The 23,294-nt window shown below is 43.7% G+C and carries 24 protein-coding genes and 1 other RNA gene; 16 read left to right on the top strand and 9 right to left on the bottom strand.

The window, feature by feature from the left end; translation table 11 throughout:
• Positions 1 to 8: 8 nt before the first annotated feature.
• The 4 genes from trmD to ffh all read right to left on the bottom strand — a co-directional run bounded on the left by trmD (position 9) and on the right by ffh (position 3,089).
• A complete protein-coding gene (trmD, locus tag HED65_RS11820) occupies positions 9 to 776 on the bottom strand; it encodes a tRNA (guanosine(37)-N1)-methyltransferase TrmD (protein ID WP_028016734.1) in 768 nt (255 codons plus the stop codon).
• A gap of 31 nt (positions 777 to 807) precedes the next feature.
• The gene (gene rimM, locus HED65_RS11815) at positions 808 to 1,347 is read right to left on the bottom strand and encodes a ribosome maturation factor RimM (RefSeq protein ID WP_049007936.1); all 540 of its coding nucleotides are present in this window, start codon (positions 1,345 to 1,347) and stop codon (positions 808 to 810) included.
• Positions 1,348 to 1,362: 15 nt separating this feature from the next.
• Complete coding sequence (gene rpsP, locus HED65_RS11810) at positions 1,363 to 1,611, bottom strand: 30S ribosomal protein S16 (RefSeq protein WP_003863133.1); 249 nt, start codon at positions 1,609 to 1,611, stop codon at positions 1,363 to 1,365.
• 116 nt (positions 1,612 to 1,727) lie between these two features.
• A complete protein-coding gene (gene ffh, locus HED65_RS11805) occupies positions 1,728 to 3,089 on the bottom strand; it encodes a signal recognition particle protein (RefSeq protein ID WP_008502496.1) in 1,362 nt (453 codons plus the stop codon).
• Between the two features lie 166 nt (positions 3,090 to 3,255).
• Between ffh and HED65_RS11800 the strand changes: the two genes are divergently transcribed.
• Positions 3,256 to 4,047 (top strand): cytochrome C assembly family protein, encoded by a 792-nt coding sequence (locus tag HED65_RS11800; RefSeq protein WP_032666789.1) that lies wholly within the window; start codon positions 3,256 to 3,258, stop codon positions 4,045 to 4,047.
• An 18-nt stretch (positions 4,048 to 4,065) separates the two neighbouring features.
• Complete coding sequence (locus HED65_RS11795; RefSeq protein WP_114978718.1) at positions 4,066 to 5,352, top strand: HlyC/CorC family transporter; 1,287 nt, start codon at positions 4,066 to 4,068, stop codon at positions 5,350 to 5,352.
• A 53-nt stretch (positions 5,353 to 5,405) separates the two neighbouring features.
• On the opposite strand, the gene grpE is transcribed toward HED65_RS11795, so the two are convergent.
• Positions 5,406 to 5,999 carry a nucleotide exchange factor GrpE gene (gene grpE, locus HED65_RS11790; protein WP_147279798.1) on the bottom strand — a complete coding sequence of 198 codons (594 nt, stop codon included), beginning with the start codon at positions 5,997 to 5,999 and terminating at the stop codon, positions 5,406 to 5,408.
• A gap of 122 nt (positions 6,000 to 6,121) precedes the next feature.
• Between grpE and nadK the strand changes: the two genes are divergently transcribed.
• The 3 genes from nadK to bamE all read left to right on the top strand — a co-directional run bounded on the left by nadK (position 6,122) and on the right by bamE (position 9,224).
• Positions 6,122 to 7,000, top strand: a complete 879-nt coding sequence (nadK, locus tag HED65_RS11785; RefSeq protein ID WP_013098356.1) for an NAD(+) kinase — start codon at positions 6,122 to 6,124, stop codon at positions 6,998 to 7,000.
• 85 nt (positions 7,001 to 7,085) lie between these two features.
• Positions 7,086 to 8,747 carry a DNA repair protein RecN gene (gene recN / locus HED65_RS11780; RefSeq protein WP_114978716.1) on the top strand — a complete coding sequence of 554 codons (1,662 nt, stop codon included), beginning with the start codon at positions 7,086 to 7,088 and terminating at the stop codon, positions 8,745 to 8,747.
• A 138-nt stretch (positions 8,748 to 8,885) separates the two neighbouring features.
• Positions 8,886 to 9,224, top strand: coding sequence for an outer membrane protein assembly factor BamE (gene bamE, locus HED65_RS11775; protein WP_014884883.1), 339 nt, complete (start codon positions 8,886 to 8,888; stop codon positions 9,222 to 9,224).
• A 109-nt stretch (positions 9,225 to 9,333) separates the two neighbouring features.
• Here bamE and HED65_RS11770 read toward each other — a convergent pair whose 3' ends face one another.
• Positions 9,334 to 9,621, bottom strand: a complete 288-nt coding sequence (locus HED65_RS11770) for an RnfH family protein (protein ID WP_114978714.1) — start codon at positions 9,619 to 9,621, stop codon at positions 9,334 to 9,336.
• A complete protein-coding gene (locus HED65_RS11765; RefSeq protein ID WP_195757727.1) occupies positions 9,611 to 10,048 on the bottom strand; it encodes a type II toxin-antitoxin system RatA family toxin in 438 nt (145 codons plus the stop codon). The genes HED65_RS11770 and HED65_RS11765 overlap by 11 nt, the downstream gene beginning before the upstream one ends.
• Before the next feature lie 156 nt (positions 10,049 to 10,204).
• Between HED65_RS11765 and smpB the strand changes: the two genes are divergently transcribed.
• The 11 genes from smpB to HED65_RS11715 all read left to right on the top strand — a co-directional run bounded on the left by smpB (position 10,205) and on the right by HED65_RS11715 (position 22,329).
• Positions 10,205 to 10,687: an SsrA-binding protein SmpB gene (gene smpB, locus HED65_RS11760; protein ID WP_008502505.1), complete on the top strand. Its 483-nt coding sequence runs from the start codon at positions 10,205 to 10,207 to the stop codon at positions 10,685 to 10,687.
• An 89-nt stretch (positions 10,688 to 10,776) separates the two neighbouring features.
• Positions 10,777 to 11,140, top strand: a transfer-messenger RNA (tmRNA) gene (ssrA, locus tag HED65_RS11755).
• Positions 11,141 to 11,305: 165 nt separating this feature from the next.
• Positions 11,306 to 12,535, top strand: coding sequence for an integrase domain-containing protein (locus tag HED65_RS11750; RefSeq protein WP_001549544.1), 1,230 nt, complete (start codon positions 11,306 to 11,308; stop codon positions 12,533 to 12,535).
• A 324-nt stretch (positions 12,536 to 12,859) separates the two neighbouring features.
• Entirely contained in the window at positions 12,860 to 16,507 is a 3,648-nt protein-coding gene (locus HED65_RS11745; protein ID WP_001549545.1) for an AAA domain-containing protein, read from the top strand.
• The gene (locus HED65_RS11740; protein WP_001549546.1) at positions 16,497 to 18,314 is read left to right on the top strand and encodes a phospholipase D-like domain-containing protein; all 1,818 of its coding nucleotides are present in this window, start codon (positions 16,497 to 16,499) and stop codon (positions 18,312 to 18,314) included. Before HED65_RS11745 ends, HED65_RS11740 begins: the two co-directional genes overlap by 11 nt.
• Before the next feature lie 66 nt (positions 18,315 to 18,380).
• Positions 18,381 to 19,058: a hypothetical protein gene (locus tag HED65_RS11735; protein ID WP_114978713.1), complete on the top strand. Its 678-nt coding sequence runs from the start codon at positions 18,381 to 18,383 to the stop codon at positions 19,056 to 19,058.
• A 406-nt stretch (positions 19,059 to 19,464) separates the two neighbouring features.
• Positions 19,465 to 19,902: a hypothetical protein gene (locus HED65_RS11730; RefSeq protein WP_001549549.1), complete on the top strand. Its 438-nt coding sequence runs from the start codon at positions 19,465 to 19,467 to the stop codon at positions 19,900 to 19,902.
• The gene (locus HED65_RS11725) at positions 19,871 to 21,070 is read left to right on the top strand and encodes a relaxase/mobilization nuclease domain-containing protein (RefSeq protein ID WP_114978712.1); all 1,200 of its coding nucleotides are present in this window, start codon (positions 19,871 to 19,873) and stop codon (positions 21,068 to 21,070) included. The genes HED65_RS11730 and HED65_RS11725 overlap by 32 nt, the downstream gene beginning before the upstream one ends.
• Before the next feature lie 224 nt (positions 21,071 to 21,294).
• Positions 21,295 to 21,567, top strand: a complete 273-nt coding sequence (locus tag HED65_RS22675; RefSeq protein ID WP_007666384.1) for a hypothetical protein — start codon at positions 21,295 to 21,297, stop codon at positions 21,565 to 21,567.
• A 41-nt stretch (positions 21,568 to 21,608) separates the two neighbouring features.
• Entirely contained in the window at positions 21,609 to 21,995 is a 387-nt protein-coding gene (locus tag HED65_RS11720; RefSeq protein ID WP_001078959.1) for an SEN1984 family lipoprotein, read from the top strand.
• A gap of 19 nt (positions 21,996 to 22,014) precedes the next feature.
• Positions 22,015 to 22,329 carry a hypothetical protein gene (locus HED65_RS11715; RefSeq protein WP_000708681.1) on the top strand — a complete coding sequence of 105 codons (315 nt, stop codon included), beginning with the start codon at positions 22,015 to 22,017 and terminating at the stop codon, positions 22,327 to 22,329.
• A gap of 50 nt (positions 22,330 to 22,379) precedes the next feature.
• Here HED65_RS11715 and HED65_RS11710 read toward each other — a convergent pair whose 3' ends face one another.
• Both HED65_RS11710 and HED65_RS11705 read right to left on the bottom strand, forming a co-directional pair.
• The gene (locus HED65_RS11710) at positions 22,380 to 22,805 is read right to left on the bottom strand and encodes a hypothetical protein (protein ID WP_000360018.1); all 426 of its coding nucleotides are present in this window, start codon (positions 22,803 to 22,805) and stop codon (positions 22,380 to 22,382) included.
• Positions 22,806 to 22,901: 96 nt separating this feature from the next.
• Positions 22,902 to 23,288 (bottom strand): hypothetical protein, encoded by a 387-nt coding sequence (locus HED65_RS11705; RefSeq protein WP_001062150.1) that lies wholly within the window; start codon positions 23,286 to 23,288, stop codon positions 22,902 to 22,904.
• Between the last annotated feature and the right edge of the window lie 6 nt (positions 23,289 to 23,294).

Below are 23,294 nucleotides of genomic sequence, written 5' to 3'. Positions count from 1 at the left end.
GGAGCGTATTACGCATTCCCATCATGTTCATGCTGCTGTTGCGCGTGTTCAGTTTTGAACTCGGCCAGCAACTTTGCTTGCTCTTCAGTCAGAGCCAGGTTTTCCAGAAGTTCAGGTCTTCTAAGCCAGGTTCGGCCCAGCGACTGCTTCAAACGCCAGCGACGTATCCCGGCATGGTTTCCAGACAGTAACACTGCCGGTACTTCCATCCCTTCTAACACTTCAGGACGAGTATAGTGTGGGCAGTCCAGCAACCCATCAGCAAAGGAATCTTCCGTTGCTGAAGCTTCGTGACCCAGAACCCCCGGAATGAACCGGGCGACGGAGTCAATCAGCGTCATTGCTGGTAACTCACCACCGCTGAGAACGTAATCGCCGATAGACCATTCTTCGTCAATCTCGGTTTGAATTACGCGCTCATCTATCCCTTCGTAGCGACCACAGACCAGAATCAGCTTTTGATTCGTCGCCAGTTCGCTCACGCCCGCTTGATCAAGCTTGCGTCCCTGAGGTGACAGATAAATCACCTTTGCGCCTTCACCTGCCGCGGCTTTTGCTGTGTGAATGGCGTCCCGTAAGGGTTGCACCATCATTAGCATCCCCGGTCCGCCGCCGTAAGGACGATCGTCCACGGTACGGTGCCGGTCATGAGTAAAGTCACGAGGACTCCAGCTCTGGATGCTCAGCAGGCCATTCTTTACTGCCCGGCCAGTTACCCCGTAATCGGTAATCGCGCGGAACATTTCAGGAAACAGGCTAATTATGCCAATCCACATAGCGCCGTCTTTTACCGTTTATCCGGAGAATTTAAAAACCAGGATCCCAATCTACTTCAATCGTTTGAGTAGTGAGATCGACTTTCTTGATAACCTGTCCATCGAGGAACGGGACCAACCGCTCCTTGATGCCAAATGCATCTTTCAGGTTTGCCTTGATGACGAGAACGTCATTTGACCCGGTTTCCATCATATCGATGACTTTTCCCAGGCTGTAGCCTTCGGTGGTAACAACCTGGCAACCCATAAGGTCTTTCCAGTAGTAGTCCCCCTCTTCCAGCGCCGGCAACTGCGACGAATCCACGACAATTTCACAATTAGTCAGCGCATTCGCGGCATCACGATCATCAACGCCTTTCAGCTTGATGATGATGTCCTGATTGTGGTGACGCCAGCTTTCCAGCTCGACCTCTTCCCACTTACCGCCTTTCTGGATAAACCAGGGCTGGTAATTAAAAATGCTATCAGCGTCTTCAGTGGAGGAAAACACTCTGAGCCAACCACGGATACCGTAGCAAGAACCCATTTTTCCCAATACGATCGGTTCAACAGGTGCTTTATTGCTCATCATGACCACCGTGACAGATTAAGCTGCTTTGTTTGCTGCTTTGATCAGCGTAGCAACGCGATCGGAAACAGTAGCGCCCTGGCCAACCCAGTGAGCGATACGATCCAGATCCAGACGAGTTTCTTCTTCTGCGCCAGCGGCCAGTGGGTTGAAGAAACCAACGCGCTCGATGAAGCGACCGTTGCGTGCATTACGGCTGTCAGTCACAACAACCTGGTAGAACGGACGCTTTTTAGCGCCGTGACGTGCTAAACGAATAGTTACCATAACATCCTCTTGTGTGAATAAAACAACCGGGCCCCATCGAGGAACGGAGCCCGGGTGTCATATTAAAAGCCCGAAAATTTTACTCATTTTCGGGCAAAAAGCAATCTCAAAAGCGATTAACGTCCTGGAAAGCCTGGGGGCATCATCCCTTTCATCCCACGCATCATCTTCGCCATGCCGCCTTTCTTCATTTTCTTCATCATGCGCTGCATGTCGTCGAACTGTTTCAGAAGGCGGTTAACGTCCTGTACCTGCATGCCACAACCGGCGGCAATACGGCGTTTACGGGAACCTTTGATGATATCCGGGTTAGCACGTTCTTTAAGGGTCATCGAGTTGATGATCGCCTCCATACGCACCAGCACCTTGTCATCCATCTGCGCTTTAACGTTGTCAGGGATCTGGCCCATGCCCGGCAGTTTGCCCATCAGGCTCGCCATGCCGCCCATGTTTTTCATCTGACGCAGTTGCTCAAGGAAGTCGGTGAGATCGAAACCGTCACCTTTTTTCAGCTTACTGGCAAGTTTTTCAGCCTGTGCGCGGTCAACCTTGCTCTCGATATCTTCGATCAGCGACAGCACGTCGCCCATACCGAGGATGCGTGAGGCGATACGGTCCGGGTGGAATGGCTCCAGCGCTTCGGTTTTTTCGCCCACACCGAGGAATTTAATCGGCTTACCGGTAATGTGACGAATAGAGAGGGCTGCACCACCACGGGCGTCACCGTCCACTTTGGTCAGCACTACGCCGGTTAATGGCAGCGCTTCATTAAACGCTTTCGCGGTATTTGCCGCATCCTGGCCGGTCATGGCATCGACAACAAACAGGGTTTCTACCGGATTGATAGAGGCATGCACCTGCTTGATTTCGTCCATCATCGCTTCGTCAACGTGCAGACGACCGGCGGTATCCACCAGCAGCACGTCGTAGAATTTCAGCTTCGCTTCTTTCAGCGCGGCATTAACGATGTCGACAGGTTTCTGAGCCACGTCTGACGGGAAGAAATCCACGCCAACCTGCTCTGCCAGCGTTTCCAGCTGTTTGATCGCCGCCGGGCGATAGACGTCCGCAGACACCACCAGCACTTTCTTCTTGTGCTTCTCGCGCAGGAATTTACCCAGCTTACCGACGCTGGTCGTTTTACCCGCACCCTGCAGACCCGCCATCAGCACCACGGCCGGTGGCTGAGCCGCCAGGTTAAGTACCTGGTTCTCTTCACCCATCGCCGAAACCAGTTCGTTACGAACGATTTTGACGAACTCCTGACCCGGGGTTAGGCTCTTGTTAACTTCATGACCAACCGCTTTCTCTTTAACGCGGTTGATAAAATCACGCACAACCGGCAACGCCACGTCTGCTTCCAGCAGCGCCATGCGCACTTCGCGCAGCGTTTCCTTGATGTTGTCTTCGGTAAGGCGTCCGCGGCCGCTGATGTTGCGCAGCGTGCGCGACAAACGATCGGTTAAATTATCAAACATTGTCTCTCGCCTGAGTAGAAACGTTGGGTCGCCATGAGCGACACATACACAGAATTTTGCCAGAGTATAACATGAAGGCGCCTTTGTTGTTATGCAACGGTTGGAGCAGGCGTCACGTAACGTTATACTGCTTCTCTTTCTTATTAAGACAACTGTCGATGCCTATATGCCTGTTTTCGCACTGATCGCCCTTGTTGCCTACTCTGTCAGCCTCGCGCTGATCATTCCCGGACTGCTGCAAAAAAACAGCGGCTGGCGGCGCATGGCTATTCTTTCCGCGGTGATCGCACTGATAAGCCACGCTTTTGCGCTGGAATCACGCATCATCCCCGGTGACGGCAGCGTGCAAAACCTGAGCGTCCTCAACGTCGGCTCGCTGGTCAGCCTGATGATCTGCACGGTGATGACCATTGTGGCCTCTAAGAATCGCGGCTGGTTACTGCTGCCGATTGTGTATACCTTTGCGCTGATCAATCTGGCTTTGGCCACCTTTATGCCCAATGAGTTCATTACGCATCTGGAGGCGACGCCAGGTATGCTGGTGCATATCGGCCTGTCGCTTTTTGCCTACGCGACGCTGATTATCGCCGCGCTCTACGCCATGCAGCTCGCCTGGATTGACTATCAGCTCAAAAACAAAAAGCTGGCGTTCAACCACGAGATGCCACCGCTGATGGTCATTGAACGTAAAATGTTCCACATCACCCAGGTGGGCGTGGTTCTGCTGACACTCACGCTCTGCACGGGCCTGTTCTACATGAAAAACCTGTTCAGCGTGGAGAATATTGATAAAGCGGTACTCTCTATCGTTGCGTGGTTTGTCTATATTGTCCTGCTATGGGGCCATTACCATGAAGGCTGGCGCGGTCGCCGCGTGGTCTGGTTCAACGTCGCGGGTGCGGGCATTCTCACCCTTGCCTATTTTGGCAGCCGCTTCATACAGCAATTTGCTGGCTAAGAAACAAAGGAGTTCCCCCTGGAACACATCTCTACCACCACGCTGATCGTTACGCTGATCGTCATGGTGGTCATCTCCGCCTATTTCTCTGGCTCGGAAACCGGCATGATGACCTTAAACCGCTACCGGTTACGTCATCGTGCTAAGCAGGGTAACCGTGCCGCCCGTCGCGTCGAAAAACTGCTCCGCAAGCCGGATCGCCTGATAAGCCTGGTGCTGATTGGCAATAACCTTGTCAACATTCTTGCCTCTGCGCTGGGCACCATCGTCGGGATGCGCCTGTACGGCAATGCCGGGGTCGCTATTGCCACTGGTGTGCTGACGTTTGCGGTGCTGGTATTTGCGGAGGTACTACCCAAAACCATCGCCGCGCTTTACCCGGAAAAAGTGGCTTACCCGAGCAGCTTCTTGCTCGCACCGCTACTGATCCTGATGATGCCGCTGGTCTGGCTGTTGAATATGGTCACCCGTATCCTGATGCGGATGGTGGGCATTAAAGCCGACGTCGCCATCAGCAGTGCGCTCAGCAAAGACGAGCTGCGCACCATCGTGAATGAATCCCGCTCGCAGATTTCCCGACGTAATCAGGACATGCTCCTGTCGGTGCTTGATCTGGAGAAGGTGAGCGTAAACGACATCATGGTGCCGCGTAATGAAATCGTAGGTATTGATATCAACGATGACTGGAAAGCCATCGTCCGCCAGCTGACGCACTCCCCGCACGGGCGTATTGTGCTCTATCGCGACTCTCTCGATGACACCATCAGCATGCTGCGCGTGCGCGAAGCTTACCGCCTGATGACCGAGAAAAAAGAGTTCACCAAAGAGGTGATGCTACGTGCCGCCGATGAAATTTATTACGTACCGGAAGGAACACCGCTCAGTACGCAACTGGTGAAATTCCAGCGTAACAAGAAGAAAGTCGGCCTGGTGGTTGATGAGTACGGCGATATTCAGGGGCTGGTGACGGTCGAAGATATTCTGGAAGAGATTGTCGGGGACTTTACCACCTCAATGTCCCCTTCCCTTGCGGAAGAAGTGACCCCACAAAACGACGGCTCGGTGCTGATTGACGGAAGCGCCAACATTCGCGAACTCAACAAAGCTTTTAACTGGCATTTACCGGAAGATGAAGCGCGAACCATGAACGGCATGATCCTCGAAGCGCTTGAAGAGATCCCGGCTGCGGGCACGCGGGTACGAATTGAACAGTACGATATTGATATCCTGGACGTGCAGGACAATATGATTAAGCAGGTGAAGGTCCTGCCTGTTAAACCACTGCGCGAAAGTATCGCGGAATAATATTGTAGTGCCGGGTAAGGCGAAGCCACCACCCGGCACTACAGGACGGCAAATTACGCTTTCGCTTTCGCCACGGTCACCATTGCAGCACGAATGGTACGGCCGTTCAGGGTATAACCTTTCTGCATCACGCCCAGTACTTTACCGGCTTCAACGTCTTCTGATTCCACCATCGCGATCGCCTGGTGCACGTTAGGATCCAGTGGGACGTCGGTATCCGCAATCACTTCTACGCCGAACTTACGCACCACATCGAGCATGGATTTCAGCGTCAGTTCGATACCTTCGATCATCGCTGCGTTGTCCGGATTCGCTTTATCAGCCACTTCCAGCGCGCGATCGAGGCTATCAATCACCGGCAGCAGTTCGTTGACGAATTTCTCCAGCGCAAATTTATGCGCTTTTTCAACGTCCAGTTCGGTACGACGACGCAGGTTTTCCATTTCCGCTTTGATACGCAGCACGCCGTCGCGTTCACGATTCAGTGCCTCTGCTAACTGAGCTTCCAGATTCGCAATTTTCTCATCGCGCGGGTCCACCTGCTCAGCAGATGCGTCTGGCTCTACAGCCTCAACTTCATCATGCTGTTCCGTGATAATTTCTTCAGGGGCTTGCCCCTCAGGCGTTTTCTGTTCTTTACTACTCATGAATTTCTCCGCGTTTTTCTGCATTCATCTCGCTAACTTCGCTTATTATGGGGATCAGTTTCCGGGATTCAAGGGAACAAGACAGATTGTCATCATTCATCAGGCACAAGGACCTCCAGAAAATGAATAATCATTTCAGGTGTATTGGGATCGTCGGGCATCCGCGTCACCCTACTGCATTGACGACACATGAAATGTTGTATCGCTGGCTGTGTAGCAAAGGCTATGAAGTGATGGTTGAGCAACAGATTGCTCAGGAGCTACAGCTGAAGAGCGTCAAAACTGGCACGCTGGCGGAAATTGGCCAACAGGCGGATCTCGCCGTGGTGGTCGGCGGTGACGGCAACATGCTCGGCGCGGCCCGTACGCTGGCGCGTTATGACATCAAGGTCATCGGTATCAACCGTGGCAATCTCGGTTTTTTAACTGACCTCGACCCGGACAATGCCCAGCAACAACTGGCCGACGTACTGGAAGGTCACTATATCAGCGAAAAACGCTTTTTACTGGAAGCGCAGGTATGCCAGCAGGACTGCCAGAAGCGGATCAGCACCGCAATAAACGAAGTGGTTCTGCATCCCGGTAAAGTAGCGCATATGATTGAGTTCGAAGTCTATATCGACGAAATCTTCGCGTTCTCTCAGCGCTCTGACGGGCTGATTATCTCCACCCCGACAGGTTCGACCGCTTACTCCCTTTCTGCAGGTGGCCCGATCCTGACCCCTTCGCTTGACGCCATTACGCTGGTACCCATGTTCCCGCATACGCTTTCCGCCCGTCCGCTGGTCATCAACGGTAGCAGTACCATTCGTCTGCGCTTCTCCCACCGCCGAAATGACCTGGAGATCAGCTGCGACAGCCAGATAGCGCTGCCGATCCAGGAAGGGGAAGACGTACTTATTCGTCGGTGTGATTACCACCTGAATCTCATTCACCCGAAAGATTACAGCTATTTCAACACATTAAGCTCGAAGCTTGGCTGGTCAAAAAAATTGTTCTGATTTTGCATCCAGCGCTTTACTGTATATAAAACCAGTTTATACTGTATGAAAACACAGTTATGGTTTTTCATACAGGAAAACAATTATGCTGGCACAACTGACCATCAGCAACTTTGCCATTGTTCGTGAGCTTGAGATCGATTTCCACAGCGGCATGACGGCGATCACCGGGGAAACCGGTGCAGGTAAATCCATTGCCATTGATGCCCTCGGCTTGTGCCTTGGCGGCCGTGCCGAGGGAGACATGGTGCGCATGGGCGCAAACCGTGCCGATCTCTGTGCCCGCTTCTCCCTGAAAGATACCCCTGCGGCCCAGCGCTGGCTGGAACAAAACCAACTGGAAGACGGACGTGAGTGTTTACTTCGCCGTGTGATCAGCAGCGACGGTCGTTCCCGTGGCTTTATCAACGGTACAGCGGTTCCGCTCTCCCAGCTCCGCGAACTTGGCCAGTTGCTTATCCAGATCCACGGCCAGCACGCACATCAGCAACTCGTCAAACCAGAACAGCAGAAAGCCCTGCTTGATGGTTATGCAGGTGAGTACGCGCTCACTCAGCTTATGGCAGAACACTATCGCCAGTGGCATCAAAGCTGCCGTGAGCTCGCCCAGCACCAGCAGCAAAGCCAGGAGCGCGCCGCACGCGCCGAGCTTTTGGAATACCAGTTAAAAGAGTTGAACGAATTCAACCCGCAGGCGGGTGAGTTTGAGCAAATCGACGAAGAGTACAAGCGTCTGGCCAACAGCGGTCACCTGCTCTCAACCAGTCAGAACGCCCTCAACATGCTTGCGGATGGCGAAGACGTGAACCTGCAAAGCCAGCTGTATAACGTTCGTCAACTGGTCACCGAACTGGCTGGCATGGACAGCAAACTTTCTGGCGTACTGGATATGCTGGAAGAGGCCGCGATTCAGATCTCAGAAGCCGGTGATGAATTGCGCCACTACTGTGAACGTCTGGATCTCGACCCGAACCGTCTGTTTGAGCTGGAACAACGCATCTCCCGTCAGATCTCACTGGCTCGTAAGCACCACGTTACGCCGGAAGAACTGCCAAATTACTATCAGTCACTGCTGGAAGAACAGCAGCAGCTTGACGATCAGGCTGACTCGCAGGAAACCCTCTCTCTGGCGGTGAGCCTGCATCATGAACAAGCGCTGGCAACGGCGAAACAACTGCACGAGATTCGAGTGCATTACGCCCAGGAGTTAAGTCAGCATATCACCGACAGTATGCACACGCTGGCGATGCCGCACGGCGTGTTTACGATCGATGTCCGCTTTGAAGAGAATGTGCTGACGGCAGAAGGTGCGGATCGTATCGAGTTCCGCGTCACCACTAACCCAGGACAGCCACTGCAGGCCATCTCCAAAGTAGCGTCCGGCGGTGAGCTGTCGCGTATCGCACTGGCGATTCAGGTGATTACCGCACGTAAAATGGAAACCCCGGCGCTGATTTTCGATGAAGTGGATGTCGGGATCAGCGGTCCAACGGCTGCTGTAGTCGGTAAACTGCTGCGTCAATTAGGTGAATCAACACAAGTCATGTGTGTTACCCACCTGCCACAGGTGGCAGGCTGTGGTCATCATCACTTTATCGTCAGTAAAGAAACCGACGGTGAAATGACGGAAACGCACATGAAACCGTTGGATAAACGCGCGCGTCTGCAGGAGCTGGCTCGTCTGCTTGGCGGCAGTGAAGTCACACGAAATACGCTCGCAAACGCGAAAGAACTGCTGGCGGCATAAACTTTTTCGGGATCTCAGGGTCATAGAGAACAACAAAAACGCCGCCAGACCGGTTTCAAAGTGGGGCAAGGTCTATTATCATCGGCATATTACATATGAGCCGCGTTCTGCTCGGGCCCGAAAAGGAATCAAATCACTATGCGTTGTAAAATGCTGACCGCTGCCGCAGCGGTTCTTCTGATGTTGACCGCAGGCTGTTCCACTCTGGAGAAAGTGGTTTACCGTCCTGACATCAACCAGGGGAACTACCTTACCCCTAACGATGTGTCCAAAATCCGTGTGGGGATGACACAACAGCAGGTCGCTTATGCACTGGGAACCCCGATGATGTCCGATCCGTTCGGCACAAACACCTGGTTCTATGTATTCCGTCAGCAACCGGGCCACGAAGATGTGACCCAGCAAACCCTGACGCTGACCTTTAGCAGCGCCGGTGTGTTGACCAACATCGACAACAAGCCTGCCCTGACCAAATAATCAGGTGTCAGAAATGCAAAAAGGTGCTCAATGAGCACCTTTTTTGTTTCTGAATTCTTGCACAGAAACGTAGCCCCGGTAAGCGTCAGCGCCACCGGGGAAGAAAGCGCTACTTAGCCGCTTTCTCCGCACGCTGACGACGCAGTTCTTTCGGGTCGGCAATCAACGGACGATAAATCTCCACCCGGTCACCTTCTTTCAGCACATCACCCAGCTTAACCGGGCGGCTGTAAATCCCGACTTTATTCTTCGCCAGGTCAATATCACTGCGAAGATCAAGGATGCCGGAAGCGCGGATAGCCATCTCAACAGTCGCACCCTCTTCCAGCGTTACACGTTGCAGATACTGCTTCTCCGGCAGCGCGTACACCACTTCCACAGCAATCTTATGCGACACTGTAAACCTCTTTGGCGCGGGTGGTGAACGCCTGAACCATATTTGAAGCCAGCTCTTTAAAGATGCGACCAAACGCCAGCTCAATCAGTTTATTCGTAAACTCAAAGTCCAGATGGAACTCGATACGACAGGCGTCAGCGCTCAGGGGCGTAAACTTCCAGCCCCCCATCAGCGTTTTAAACGGACCATCCACCAGATGCATCAAAATACTCTGATTACTCGTCAGCGTATTACGCGTGGTGAACGTCTTGCTGATCCCCGCTTTGGAGACATCCACCGCTGCAGTCATCTGCGTTGGACCAGACTCCAGAACACGGCTCCCGGTACATCCAGGAATAAACGCTGGATAAGACTGAACATCGTTCACTAACTGATACATTTGTTCCGCGCTGTAAGGCACAAGCGCAGTACGGCTAATCTGAGGCATAGCATTTCCCATGGTCACACAACGGACAAATAATAACATTTATCACCTGTTAAAAAAACGCTAAGCCTCATCTCGTGCTAAGATAGCGCGTTAGACCTCACAGGACGCAATGAGGTGACTTTTTGAAATCAGATTACCGACGGCTTTACGACACTTATGACGAAGAAAAAAGCACATAAACCAGGCTCGGCGACCATTGCGCTCAACAAGCGTGCTCGCCATGAGTATTTCATTGAAGAAGAATTCGAAGCTGGCCTTGCGTTGCAGGGCTGGGAAGTAAAATCGCTGCGCGCCGGGAAAGCCAACATCGGCGATAGCTACGTGATCCTGAAAGATGGTGAAGCCTTCCTGTTCGGGGCGAACTTTACGCCGCTGACCGTTGCCTCTTCACACTATGTTTGTGACCCAACACGCACACGTAAACTGCTGCTGAACAAGCGCGAGCTGGAATCCCTCTACGGTCGCATCAACCGTGAAGGCTTCACCGTGGTTGCTCTGTCGCTGTACTGGAAAAATGCCTGGTGCAAAGTGAAAGTTGGCGTTGCGAAGGGTAAAAAACAGCACGATAAACGTACTGACCTGAAAGAGCGCGAGTGGCAGCTCGACAAAGCGCGCATCATGAAAAATGCAGGGCGTTGATTCTGCACACTTATTGTACTATTCAATAAGTTAGCGTTCTGGGCTGGTATCCAGGAAGTGAAATCTGGTATACTGAGTTCAACACTATTGGGGCTGATTCTGGATTCGACGGGATTTGCGAAACCCAAGGTGCATGCCGAGGGGCGGTTTGCCTCGTTAAAAGCCGCAAAAAAATAGTCGCAAACGACGAAAACTACGCTTTAGCAGCTTAATAACCTGCTCTGAGCCCTCTCTCCCTAGCTTCCGCTCTTAAGACGGGGATCAAAGAGAGGTCAAACCCAAAAGAGATCGCGTGGAAGCCCTGCCTGGGGTTGAAGCGTTAAAACTAATCAGGCTAGTTCGTTAGTGGCGTGTCTGTCCGCAGCTGGCGTGCGAATGTAAAGACAAACTAAGCATGTAGTACCGAGGATGTAGAAATTTCGGACGCGGGTTCAACTCCCGCCAGCTCCACCACTTTTTAGTTGTTTGAAGTACAATGAAGTCTACTAAGCCCGCATGGAATCAGCCTTGCGGGCTTTTTTACGTCTATTGTCGTCCAGTGAGAATTGCTGAGAACTATCACATATGGCACCCTGAATGGGACCCACTAAGAAGGGTCCAAAAACCGAGGGTCCCAAAATGGCAAAAATCGCTAAGAAGCTCACTGACACTGAAATCAAAAGCACCAAACCAGCCGACAAAGAAATCAACTTGTTTGACGGAGATGGTTTGATACTACGAATCGCTCCCCTCTCGAAAGGAGGAAAGAAGAATTGGTATTTCAGGTATGCAGTGCCAGTGAGTAAAAAAAGAACCAAAATGAGCCTTGGGACCTATCCTCACCTTACACTGGCAAGAGCCAGAGCCTTACGAGATGAATACCTTTCCTTGCTTGCTAATGGCATTGATCCCCAAGTTCATAACAACGATAAAGCTAATGCCTTAAAGAATGCTACTGAACACACTCTCCAAGCCGTGGCAAGGAAATGGTTGGATGAGAAGGTAAAGACCTCTGGTATCTCACAAGACCATGCAGAAGACATCTGGCGAAGCTTGGAGAGAAATATATTTCCCGGCTTGGGTAAGGTTCCTATCAATGAGATCCGACCCAAACTCTTAAAGCAACATCTCGACCCTATTGAGCAACGAGGAGTCCTCGAAACCTTACGGCGAATCATTTCCCGATTAAATGAAATATTTCGCTGGGCCGCGACTGAAGAACTTATCGAGTTCAATCCGGCTGACAACCTTGGGCAACGGTTCAGTAAGCCTAAAAAACAGAATATGCCAGCATTACCCCCTTCCGAGTTACCCCGCTTCCTAATGGTGTTAAACAATGCCTCAGTTCGTATGGAGACAAGATTGCTGATTGAATGGCAATTGCTGACCTGGGTTCGTCCAGGGGAAGCCGTTCGTGCAAGATGGGCCGATATAGATACTGAAAAATCGATGTGGAACATCCCGGCTGAGTTTATGAAAATGAAGAAGCCTCACAAAGTTCCACTAAGCAAAGAAGCTTTGCGAGTCTTGGATTCAATGAAAGCCATCAGTGGGCACAGAGAGTGGGTTTTCCCCAGTATCAAAGCTCCACTCAATCATATGCATGAACAAACAGCGAATGCGGCCATAATCCGTATGGGCTTTGGTGGAGAGCTTGTAGCCCATGGAATGAGATCTATTGCACGAACGGCCTCAGAGGAGTCGGGTAAGTTCAGGACAGATGTCTTAGAAGCGGCCCTTGCTCACTCGAAGAAAGATGAAATAATTGCCGCATATAATCGCGCAGATTATCTTGCAGAACGAGTGGTTCTCATGCAGTGGTGGAGTGATTATGTGCAAGCTCAAAGGCTAAAAGCCATTGCAGCTTAATAATTAAAAAACACATAATAAACAAAGGTAATTACTAGGATTGCATCTCTATTTTCAACGAACAACTTAGAACCATACACCCAGCATTAACCAATTAAAGCCCTGTTTTAGCTTCTGAGATTAAGCAATAGCTGGTCAAATAATTTCAGAAGCTTTTTTTTTGATCCAAACCAAACAACACTACTTAACTCATTGTATATATTGTTTTTTTATGTTAGCAATAAATACAATGTACAGCATACATGCATATGTTGGGGCGGTAGCATTTAAATGTACAATTCTCATCCGTAAAGTTCACACAGCATTTATGAATAAGGTTGGTCTATGAGTGAAAATAAACTGTTTGATAATTATGAGATTATAGAAAGAAATCTACTAAAAACAGAATCAAATAGAAATATTCCTGAAGTAATTCTTACCCTTAAAGATGGAGAGAGTTACATTATCAAACATTGGCCAAGAAATACCTCAAGTGATGAACAAGTTCTTGAAAGTATTTGGCAACATGAATTACGACAACTACAAAGGTTAAAGGGATATCCTGGAGTAGGAGATTATATAGTAAATCCTGTTGAATCAAAAAAAACAAATGAAGGGTACTATCTTGTTTTAAATTCTGATGGTAGAGTACCTACTTCTTACTTATTGAATAAAAGAACATTATCTCTCCCAAGAAAAAGCCACTGGCTCACCCGTTTAAAAGATCCGGCAGTTAGAATCAGATTCTGGAAAAATATCTGTAGAATTACAAATGCTATTGGTTTGCTTCATGCGCAAGGGTTGTTACATCGACATTTAGATGAAAATTCAATTCTAACATATGATTATGAATCAGATGATTATAACGATTTTCAATTGACCGGCTTCGAGTGGTCAATCCGAATGCCTACACTTACCAGAGCTAAAATTGAGCCTGTTGGTGAACACGGTAAAATATCAACTTTTGCTACAGATTGGATCGATTTAGGAATTTTAATAGCAAACTTTTTAAAAATAGATATAAATGAAATTAAATCTCTGCAGTTCCCAGCAGAATACTTCATTTCTAAGTACGATCTGACAATTAGTGAAGTAGCTATAATTCGTAGTCTATTAGGAATCCAACCTATTCAGCAAAATGCTATAAAAGAACTTCTTGGTGAAAAAGATATTCTACAGTTTTTAGATGGTATAATTGATGAGCTTACTGAATTCTATAAAAAAACGAAAACTATTCATGGGTTAGCAATAAACACTAAGTATGAACAATCTGATAATACCAAAGATAAAAAAGAGCTATTTCACTGCATACAAAAAATAATCTTTGAGAAAAGTGAATTCACAATATCCAGAGATGACTCTGATATAATAAAGAGTTTCGTAAGCGAAGATTTATCAGATTCACCAGTATTATTTGTTAATACCTCAGAACACAATCGATATGATGTAGTATTGAAAGGGAAAGAACTTTTTTATGTACTAACACCATTTCAACCTGACCATCGAACGAGTGACAAAACATGGGATTTAGGTTATTCACAATATGCATATTTAGAGTTGCCAAATAGATTCTTTGGTAAAGATAATTACATTGAACTAAATAGTAATAATATATCATGTTATACTCATTACGAAGCCAGGAAATTTTTGAATAGTAATGATAACTCATTAAGCCTACTGTCTTGGGAAATGATTTTCAAAGATATAGGTAAAACTAAAAACAAAAGAAATGAAGAACATCTTCGATTATTGGAGGGCCTAACTGCCGTTCATATTACAAATATCGCATATGCAAAAGCAGAAATTTTCCCTGTAGAAAACATCAGTGAAGAAAGCGAACCAGATAATATTAGCTCATGGATCTTTAAATTCATTCCCAAATTTGACGAAACAACGGAGGAACTGTCTAAGTCGCTAAGTATCGACTCACCATCTGTCAGGCTTGAAAAGATTATAAATAGTAGTGAAAACAACGATAAGGTATCCTGGAGTTTAGTAGACAATAATGATTTCAGTAGAGTTGACGAAGAGATTCTTTTAGAGTTTTATGGCTATGAAACAGATCAAGACAATCAAGAAATATATAGCTTCATCTCTAAAAAACCTCTTCCAGAATGGAGGAATTTTTATATTGTTCCCGACTCGATTGAAGGAACTCTGCGCCAAATAACAAGACATGCAAATACATTGGATATGCTTGAAAATCATATCGAATTGATGAATGTAATTACTTCCCCTAATTCAAATCTCACAGTAAGCAATGAAGATATAATTGCAAAAGATATAATGGACTCATTGGATGAATCTAAACAAAGAGTTTTTACAAAAGTATTATCAACATTGCCAATGAACCTTGTACAAGGTCCACCGGGAGTAGGTAAAACTCACTTAGTCAAAGCAATTTCTAAATTTATCTTTAAAGAAGAACCTAATAGCAGGATACTCTTTACCGCACAGAGTCATGCAACCGTTCAACATCTATATCACGAAGTTGTCAAAGATTTACTTACTGAAAACAAACATACAAATGATCCCATAATTATTAGATGCAACAAAATATCTGGCGAAGATAATATAATTTTAAACAGTGCCGATGAAACTGGATTAGAATATTTGCGGAAGTTCGTAGAAAGCCCTTTATACAAAAACTCTTCCAATCAAAGTTTAAAAAGTAATATTTCCAGTTTGCTTAAAGCTCCTCCAGTAAAGAGATACCCACTAATTAATCAACTAATTAAATCAGCAAGCTTAATATTTGCTACAACTAATTCAGATTATGTAGAGAGAATGATAAAAGAAAGAGCACAATTTGATTGGTCGATCATGGAAGAAAGTGGAAAGGTTACAGGTATAGAATTAATAAGCCCACTTTTATTATCCTACCGACGATTAATGATCGGTGATCACAATCAATTGCCACCGTATCGTTCAATTGAGTTAAGAAACATTTTAACCAATAATACAAAACTTAAAAACACCTTTGAAGAAGTTGACAGCATAAGTAATTTTAAATTAAAAAATGAACTAATGCGTAATAGTCACTTTTCATCAATAACCGATGATCAAGCAAGAGAAATAGGATTACGGGCAGCCAAATATGTAAATCTATTTGAATCTCTTATTATTGATGATGAAAGACAAGACGTAATGTATGAAAAAATAAAGGGAAAAGATTATAAAAGAAACAATAAATTATCCTCAATGCTGTCAGTCCAGCACCGTATGCATCCTCATATTGCAGAAGTGATTTCAAATGTTTTTTATAACAACAAATTAGTTACCGATAAAGATAAAGAAAGGAAGTATCTTACAGAAGATTTTCAATCAGTACTTAACTTAAAAGAGGAATCTCACCTCACAAATACACCAGCACTGGTATGGATTAGTCAACCAGATGTACAAAAAACTAAAGGTAACAGAGCAGGAGAGCATACACCAATCTGGTCAAACGAAAGTGAATGTAAGGCAATCATAGATATTCTCAAAGATTTGGACAAGAACTCCAACCCAACAAAAAAAATAAAGTTGGCAATTCTTTCTCCATACTCAAATCAAGTTAAATTAATTTCAAAGCATATTGAAATTGAAAAGAAAAAAAATCAATTCAAAACACTTTTAAATAATTACATTCCACCAGATGATAATGATGGTTATTGCCTTACTGTTGATTCGTTCCAAGGTGGCGAAGCTGATATTGTCTTAATTTCATTAGTACGAAACAATGGTAAAAGCACAATTAAGAGTGCATTAGGATTTTTATCAGATCAACGCCGTATAAATGTTTTACTTAGTAGAGCAAAGTACAAATTGATCATAGTCGGTTCATATGAACTCCTCAAGGCTTGGTCTAATCGTATATCCAGAGAGAACTCAAAAGAATATGATTTTATTCCAAGACTAACTGATAAACTGGATTTGTCTTTAAATGAGAGAAAGCTTTCATTAATTACATCAAACTTTATAACAAACAAAGGAAATAAAAATGAAAAATAAAAACATATATGTTAAAATTCCTTTTCATTATGGAGTTCATAAATTCAAAATATTTAAAGGCCATAGATGGGGAGCTTTAGATCATTTTTTACTTCAAGAGATTAGCCTCCAACCCTATCCTATAGAAGAGCTATCATTAAAATCTAATCTTCCACAACGGCTCATAATTGAAATAATATTGCCATTTATGAAATTGGGTTGGGTTGAATTAGTTGAATTGAATTCTAAATACAACTTCAGGATTACCAGCAAAGGAAGGAGTGTTGCTAATCGTGAGGAACTCCCTTATGAAAGAGAGCCACTGGAATCTACTCGGAAGTTTTTAATAGATCCAATCACAGCAAAATGTTATCGAGTAAATGCAAGAAATCAAAACTATCAGATATATCCTACATCAAGAGCAAATGAATTACTTAAGAATAAACACTCGATATCAACAGAACTCAAAATTAAAAACCCCAAACATTCACCGTTCACATCAGACATTCTAAATTGTGTTGAAGATACTGACGAAGAGGTTATAGGGTATGAGGAAAGAGCTAATGATAGACCTTATTATCAAAATAGAACTTTTGCTATAGCACAAGTTGATGAAGCAGATAACATAACGGGTGTTCCATCTGATATCTCAAAAGAATTAGCCGCAGATATTATCGCTGCAGCTAATATGAAGCGAAGTGAAATAAATACTAATATAGACTCTCTTAGCAAGAACTCAAAAATAAGCACTTATAATACCGAGTCTTTTGAAAATAGATTTGAAGAACACTATATTAATGAAACTGAATTCCGAATAATATCAGGTTCAGACAGCCATCGAGATCATCTTATCGCGATGATCGATAAATCTGTTAGTAGAATCATTATCCATTCAACTTTTATACACTTAAAAAACTTTGAATCAATCTTTCAGAAATTAACTGATGCTGCTAAACGCGGAGTTCAAGTTGATATCTTATGGGGCCAAGAAGAACCCGATGATGAGAGAAGTATCGGAAGTTATAACCAATTTCTTGAGGGCCTTAAGTCTTATAGAGAAGAAATTATAAAGCTTGGATTAACCTCCCTTTTTACAATACATTCAGATCCAACAGGTTCTCATGCAAAGGTTATAGTATGCGATACAATGGAATTCGGATATTGTTCAACCATCGGTTCATGTAACTGGTTAGCAAGTGGATTTAATAGGTATGAATGCTCTGTTTTCGTAACAAATGATACCTTGACGACTGAAGTATTAGATATTTTGAGCATAATTTCTAAAGGAAAATCTAGAGTATCTAACAACTTAAGCAAATCTATTTCAGCCATTTCATACGAATTGAAAAAAGCTTGTGAGCATTTATCATCAGAAGATTCTGCGAACAAAAATGTAAGAATTAAAATCATCACAAAAAATGAGCATCATGATTTTGTTTTAGATGCAAGAGACAAAGCAACAAAATCAATATTTATTGCGAGTCATAGAATTAGTAATAATGCAGAAAGACCTATTTTAACTCCCTTGATAACATCAATGACAGCCAATAGCAGTCTTAATATTAACATGTATTACTCATCTCTTAGCGGAGGTATCAATTCACAGCAACTTGATGACATGAGTAACTCTTTAAGAAAAAATGGAATTACTTTAGAGAAGAAGAAAGATCCTATTTCTCATGCAAAAATATTATCATGGGATAATGACAACATTTTGATCACGAGTCTTAATTGGCTTTCAGCCTCAGCTTACGGAAACCCATATGATGAGCTTGGCATCTTTATAGAAAGAAAAGATATATTTTCTTTAATTTCGCCTAATTACTGAAACAAGCTATGGGATATCTTGTAGAAAGATATCCTATTGTACTTATGTTATTTGCAAGGTAACTATATGACTGAAGAAATTAGCAATAGCAATAGCAATAGCAACCATCCCAATAAAGAAAAAAAATGGAAAATAATCATCAAAAATATTTTTTTCTTTATTGCATGTTTAATTGCTCTTTCAATTAGCATATTTTATCTAATCAAGAACGTAAAACATTATCTAAAACCTCTAAGCACCGATATAATCCCTGATTACATTAGCATCCTCCCTATTATTGCAGGCGGTCTTTTTATAGCACTATGGTATATTTACCGAGGTAAATCCGTTAAATCATTAAATGATGCAATATTATTTGCATCAGCAAGCTATGCTTTATATTTATTTTTATTCGATTATGAATTTTATAAAAGTTTTACAGATTTGCAGTACATTGCAGAACACCTCTATCAAATTGGTATAAAAGTTTTAATACTTATTTCAACTGTTGGTAAAACTTTAATAACAATAGTCGAATTTATAAATGACAGACATAAAGAAAACCAGGTAATAAAGCAAAAGAAATTGAATGCTGAACCCAAAAATGATGGACCTTCGGCTTCTGTTATGAATAATACACCATCAAATACTGCAATACCAGACTTAATAACTCACAATAACTTTTATTACAAATTAGTTCTATTTGTAGCGATTGGAATGACAAGTGCCCCTTGGGTTTTTATTTATTTACGCGACTATATTTAACTTGATAAAGAACCCATCCTAATGAAAAAATCACTATGTAAAAATCCATCATGCCTAACCAACCAGAGTACTTCGGAAAAAAAACCAATACATTTAAATTGATTGAAGCAACAAGTGCAAGGAAAAAAGCTATCTTCATATACCCTCCTCATTATTAATAAATACAGTTATAGCAATTTCAATCTCAAAGTCAACAATCCCTCTAAATATAAGCAAGAGCTAATTTATAGAAGCGGTTGCACCGTTCTATAAAGCTCTTGCTTTTCTTGCTTCCTTTCAGTCAGACAATAAAAGAAATCAAAACAATCCATCCTATAGATTGACAAAAAACTCATTCGTTATATAAGTGATATATAAAGCATATGGATTATGCTAACTAATTAATATCATACAAAATGGAGTTTATATGCATAAGATAAATTATAGCGATGATATAGATCTATCCAAAACTTCCCGCCGTGGTAGTTTTAATAAAAGTAAAATTCCTTCAGAAGCAGTAAGAAGCTATTGTGTCAGTGTCCGATTGAATGTTGAAGAACTGCAACTCCTTAATATAAAGCGAGGCTCTTATAAAAAAGGCGAGTGGCTTCGCATGGCTTCCCTTCAAAAGTTGCCTCCTGTTATACCAACGATTAATACCAAAGCCTGGAAAGCTTTAACTGATATATCGCAAAAGCTAAATCGAATTGCGACCCATATAGATTGTAAAAGCAAGGACAGTCAGCTTACCCATACTGAATTGTTCGCTGTGAAGCGACAACTGGAAGAGCTTCGCACGAATCTTTTAAGTGACAGTATATGGAGCCTCCCGAATGAAGGGTATGCGGAAGATTCGCAGGGGTAAGAACTTTGCTGGTGTGGTCCAATACGCATTGAAACCGGGAGCACATCATAAATGCGATCCAGTCGTAATCGGGGGCAATATGCTGGGTGACACCGCCCATGAAATGATTGCAGAGTTCGATAGCACCAAGCATCTTCGCCAGGATGTCGCAAAACCAGTTTGGCACAACTCGCTTCGCTTACCTGATGGTGAATCATTATCGAATGACCAATGGGCAAGGATAGCTGACGACTACATGAAGAGAATGGGATTCAGTGATACTCATGTTCGTTGCTATGTGCTTCATGACGATCCGGCTGGTCAGCACATACACATTATCGCAAGTCGCATAGACCTCAATGGAGGGAAGCTCTACTTGGGTAGGAATGAAAACCTTATCAGCACACGGATCATTAGTGAACTCGAAATCGCTCACGGTCTGACAGTGACCAAGCCAGCCCCTTCCATTACACCAAAGCAACAGAAGCGAAGAAAAGTTTCCCGTAATGAACAGATGCTTGCAGAACGGACTGGCCTTCCCTCCCCTAAAGAAGCTCTACAACAGATACTTGATAAAAGTTTGGCAGATACACCTGATCTTTTAACTTTTATAAAACGACTGGAAGAAGCTGAAGTCGGCTGGACGGCTAACATTGCTTCTACCGGTAAGATGAACGGCTTCTCATTCGAATACCGCGATATCGCTTTCAAGGCATCCAAACTTGGAAAGGCATACTCTTGGGTAAATCTTCAAAAGCAGCTTAACTACAACCCAGATCACTTAGAAGCTCTGCGAACAACAAAGGGAGTTATCCCTGCTCCTGCTCCTGCTCCTGCTCCTGCTCCTGCTCCTGCTCCTGCTCCTGCTCCTGCTCCTGCTCCTGCTCCTGCTCCTGCAAAAGATGTTTCAACAACGGATATTTCAAAGGAAAGCATAAGTGAAAAAATTGCTGAACTCGAACTACGACTCAAAGAAGACAGAAGAAACGAAATCGTAGAAAAGATTCTTCAAAAAAACTCAGTACAACAGCAAAAGCATCTCAGGCTTATCGGCTGGATTCCATTTCTCAGAAGGCTCGCAGAGCTTCTCAGAAGCTATGGGAAGTCCATTCTTCACAAAACCCACACACACTTCTCAAAAATTCATGTAATCCAACCTTTAAACAAGGCGAGAAAAATTCGTTTATAGACAGCTAGTTGTAAACACCTTTCGTAACCACACTCTATTCTCTAGTAATAGATTTGTGTTTAGTCAAGAAAATATTGATCGTTATTACAGATCAATAAACTACTAATGATAGATTTCAACTATCAAGAAACAACCATCGATCGGTACAAGCAATTTTACTAAAGCGAGTCGGTCATCGAGAATCTCTGTAAACGCACCATTTAATCTTCCAGATTGGGATAGCTATGGAAAACGAAACAATAAAGTGCCCGTTCTGCTTTACACAAAGTCCTCATGGTGTGCGGATTTGCAAAGGCTGTCATGCAAAGGTCGCTTACGGTGAAAGCCCGCTCAGTGTGGCATTCCTGTTTCAATTCGTGGCATTTGGTCTCGCGTGGTTAGCATTTTCGTGGACCGGCAGCACTCTTGTATCAGTCATTACGTTTTTCGTAAGCATCATTATTCTTATCTATAAAATCAAAAGAATGTATGCAGACAGAGTTGTTTTTATACGGTGAAATTAATTTCACACAACCGCAAACATAAAATGAGAAAGTAAATGAACCGATTTATAACGTCCTCTTTTTTTATTATTGTCTTCCTGCTTTCTGGCTGTTCAACATCAGGGAACCAGAACCTTAAAAACGAAACACCACAAAGCCTCCAGTCAAAGATCATTAAAAACAAAACAACTAAGACGGAATTACTCACTAAGTTAGGTGAGCCTGATACAAGAACCACACTCGATGACGGAAATGAGCAATGGAAATATTTCATGTCTAACAATCAGTTCAATGCAACGACTTTCATTCCTGTTGTGGGGCTGTTTACTGGCGGTTCCCAAACTCAGTCTAAAACTCTTGAAATCGACTTCAAGGGAGAGACTGTAAGTAAATGGACTTTTTCCTCTGACAATAACAACACCAAAACTGGCATTCTTAATTAATTGTTTTTTGGATAAGAAAATGAAAATATACTCAATTATCACAGTTATCATTACCACCTTCCTTCTAACCGCATGTAACAATGAACCATCGCAAGACGATATATACAATGTTTTCAAAAGTGTTGTAGATAGAACAAATACAAGTATGAAAGCTCTTGATTCAAGAGTTACAGAAAAAGATCTTTTAAGAATCGATTACGTGAAGAAAGTTAGTTGCACAGAAGAAGCAAACAATGTTTATAACTGCATTGTCGATGCCTCTATTAGTAATATGAAACAAACAAAACCAGTAAAACTAATCAAATCTGATGGTGTCTGGAAAGAAGTTCAGTAGTAGCCTATATCAAGAAGTCTTTTAGCCCCTGCTTAGGGGCTTTTTATTGCCTATAACCTGACGGTTCTTACGCGAACTTCATGGGTTAACTCTTTCTCAATTACTTTCATTTCATATTGTGCTCTGACAGTAGCATAGATTTCCTCTGCTTTTTCTTGATTGTTATCTATGTAATTAACAAGCGAGTTTAGTTCCCTAATAACTCCTTCTTTGTTATTTAATCGTTGTAGAAGATTGCTTGTCAGACTTTTGTATACCGAGCTAAACATAGTCATTATGTTATCAATATTACGATTGGATTTGGAATAAATCCTTTTAGGGTAAAAATATTTTAAATGGTATCCCACAAAAATTAAGTAAAGTTGATATGAGAAACTTTTATCTCCGGGCTGGTACCGTTTTGAGATATATTTATCAATTATAATGATAAGTTGCTCTTCCAGAGTAAACTCTGAATTGATGATGTTTTTGTCCATAAAATGCATCCTTGCATAATTGAAATAGTCATCCTGACCATATATTTATATTTATCGTATTTATTTAACTTGTCAATAGGTGTAACCTATCAACTATTATTTTTTATTAAATGGTCTATTCAATTGTTCCATAGTGAGACCATGTCTATAAGCATTATACTGCCAATAGCTAAACTGCTCTTTGTATCTATTGTTCTGTTTTTTTAACATTTCATTTTCGGCTTTAAGATTTATTATTTGTTGTGCCGCAATCGTTAAGTTAGCTGGCTTTTTAAGGCCAGATTTTTTCAAATTAGACAAATTTTTCTTTGTTCTATATGCTTCAACAACTTCATCATGAGCACTTAGAGATTGCCTTGTGATAGTTCTGTTTAGATTCTTATAAACTGATTCACATAAATCGCTCCATGTGATTTTACCGTCCCAAGTCAGTATAATGTGTTTAATTGCCTTTATTTCACTCCTGTTTAAATGTTTTGCCATATGCAT

The organism is Pantoea sp. LS15 (genome assembly GCF_012241585.1).
GTDB lineage: Bacteria > Pseudomonadota > Gammaproteobacteria > Enterobacterales > Enterobacteriaceae > Enterobacter.
Note: the sequence above shows the minus strand (reverse complement) of the source record. Positions and strands in the feature narration are given on the sequence as shown.

Coding starts and splice junctions, on each gene's coding strand:
- trmD (WP_028016734.1), bottom strand. CDS start 776: ATGTGGATTGGCATAATTAGCCTGTTTCCTGAAATGTTCCGCGCGATT.
- rimM (WP_049007936.1), bottom strand. CDS start 1,347: ATGATGAGCAATAAAGCACCTGTTGAACCGATCGTATTGGGAAAAATG.
- rpsP (WP_003863133.1), bottom strand. CDS start 1,611: ATGGTAACTATTCGTTTAGCACGTCACGGCGCTAAAAAGCGTCCGTTC.
- ffh (WP_008502496.1), bottom strand. CDS start 3,089: ATGTTTGATAATTTAACCGATCGTTTGTCGCGCACGCTGCGCAACATC.
- HED65_RS11800 (WP_032666789.1), top strand. CDS start 3,256: ATGCCTGTTTTCGCACTGATCGCCCTTGTTGCCTACTCTGTCAGCCTC.
- grpE (WP_147279798.1), bottom strand. CDS start 5,999: ATGAGTAGTAAAGAACAGAAAACGCCTGAGGGGCAAGCCCCTGAAGAA.
- nadK (WP_013098356.1), top strand. CDS start 6,122: ATGAATAATCATTTCAGGTGTATTGGGATCGTCGGGCATCCGCGTCAC.
- recN (WP_114978716.1), top strand. CDS start 7,086: ATGCTGGCACAACTGACCATCAGCAACTTTGCCATTGTTCGTGAGCTT.
- bamE (WP_014884883.1), top strand. CDS start 8,886: ATGCGTTGTAAAATGCTGACCGCTGCCGCAGCGGTTCTTCTGATGTTG.
- HED65_RS11765 (WP_195757727.1), bottom strand. CDS start 10,048: ATGCCTCAGATTAGCCGTACTGCGCTTGTGCCTTACAGCGCGGAACAA.
- smpB (WP_008502505.1), top strand. CDS start 10,205: ATGACGAAGAAAAAAGCACATAAACCAGGCTCGGCGACCATTGCGCTC.
- HED65_RS11750 (WP_001549544.1), top strand. CDS start 11,306: ATGGCAAAAATCGCTAAGAAGCTCACTGACACTGAAATCAAAAGCACC.
- HED65_RS11745 (WP_001549545.1), top strand. CDS start 12,860: ATGAGTGAAAATAAACTGTTTGATAATTATGAGATTATAGAAAGAAAT.
- HED65_RS11740 (WP_001549546.1), top strand. CDS start 16,497: ATGAAAAATAAAAACATATATGTTAAAATTCCTTTTCATTATGGAGTT.
- HED65_RS11735 (WP_114978713.1), top strand. CDS start 18,381: ATGACTGAAGAAATTAGCAATAGCAATAGCAATAGCAACCATCCCAAT.
- HED65_RS11730 (WP_001549549.1), top strand. CDS start 19,465: ATGCATAAGATAAATTATAGCGATGATATAGATCTATCCAAAACTTCC.
- HED65_RS11725 (WP_114978712.1), top strand. CDS start 19,871: ATGAAGGGTATGCGGAAGATTCGCAGGGGTAAGAACTTTGCTGGTGTG.
- HED65_RS22675 (WP_007666384.1), top strand. CDS start 21,295: ATGGAAAACGAAACAATAAAGTGCCCGTTCTGCTTTACACAAAGTCCT.
- HED65_RS11720 (WP_001078959.1), top strand. CDS start 21,609: ATGAACCGATTTATAACGTCCTCTTTTTTTATTATTGTCTTCCTGCTT.
- HED65_RS11715 (WP_000708681.1), top strand. CDS start 22,015: ATGAAAATATACTCAATTATCACAGTTATCATTACCACCTTCCTTCTA.
- HED65_RS11710 (WP_000360018.1), bottom strand. CDS start 22,805: ATGGACAAAAACATCATCAATTCAGAGTTTACTCTGGAAGAGCAACTT.
- HED65_RS11705 (WP_001062150.1), bottom strand. CDS start 23,288: ATGGCAAAACATTTAAACAGGAGTGAAATAAAGGCAATTAAACACATT.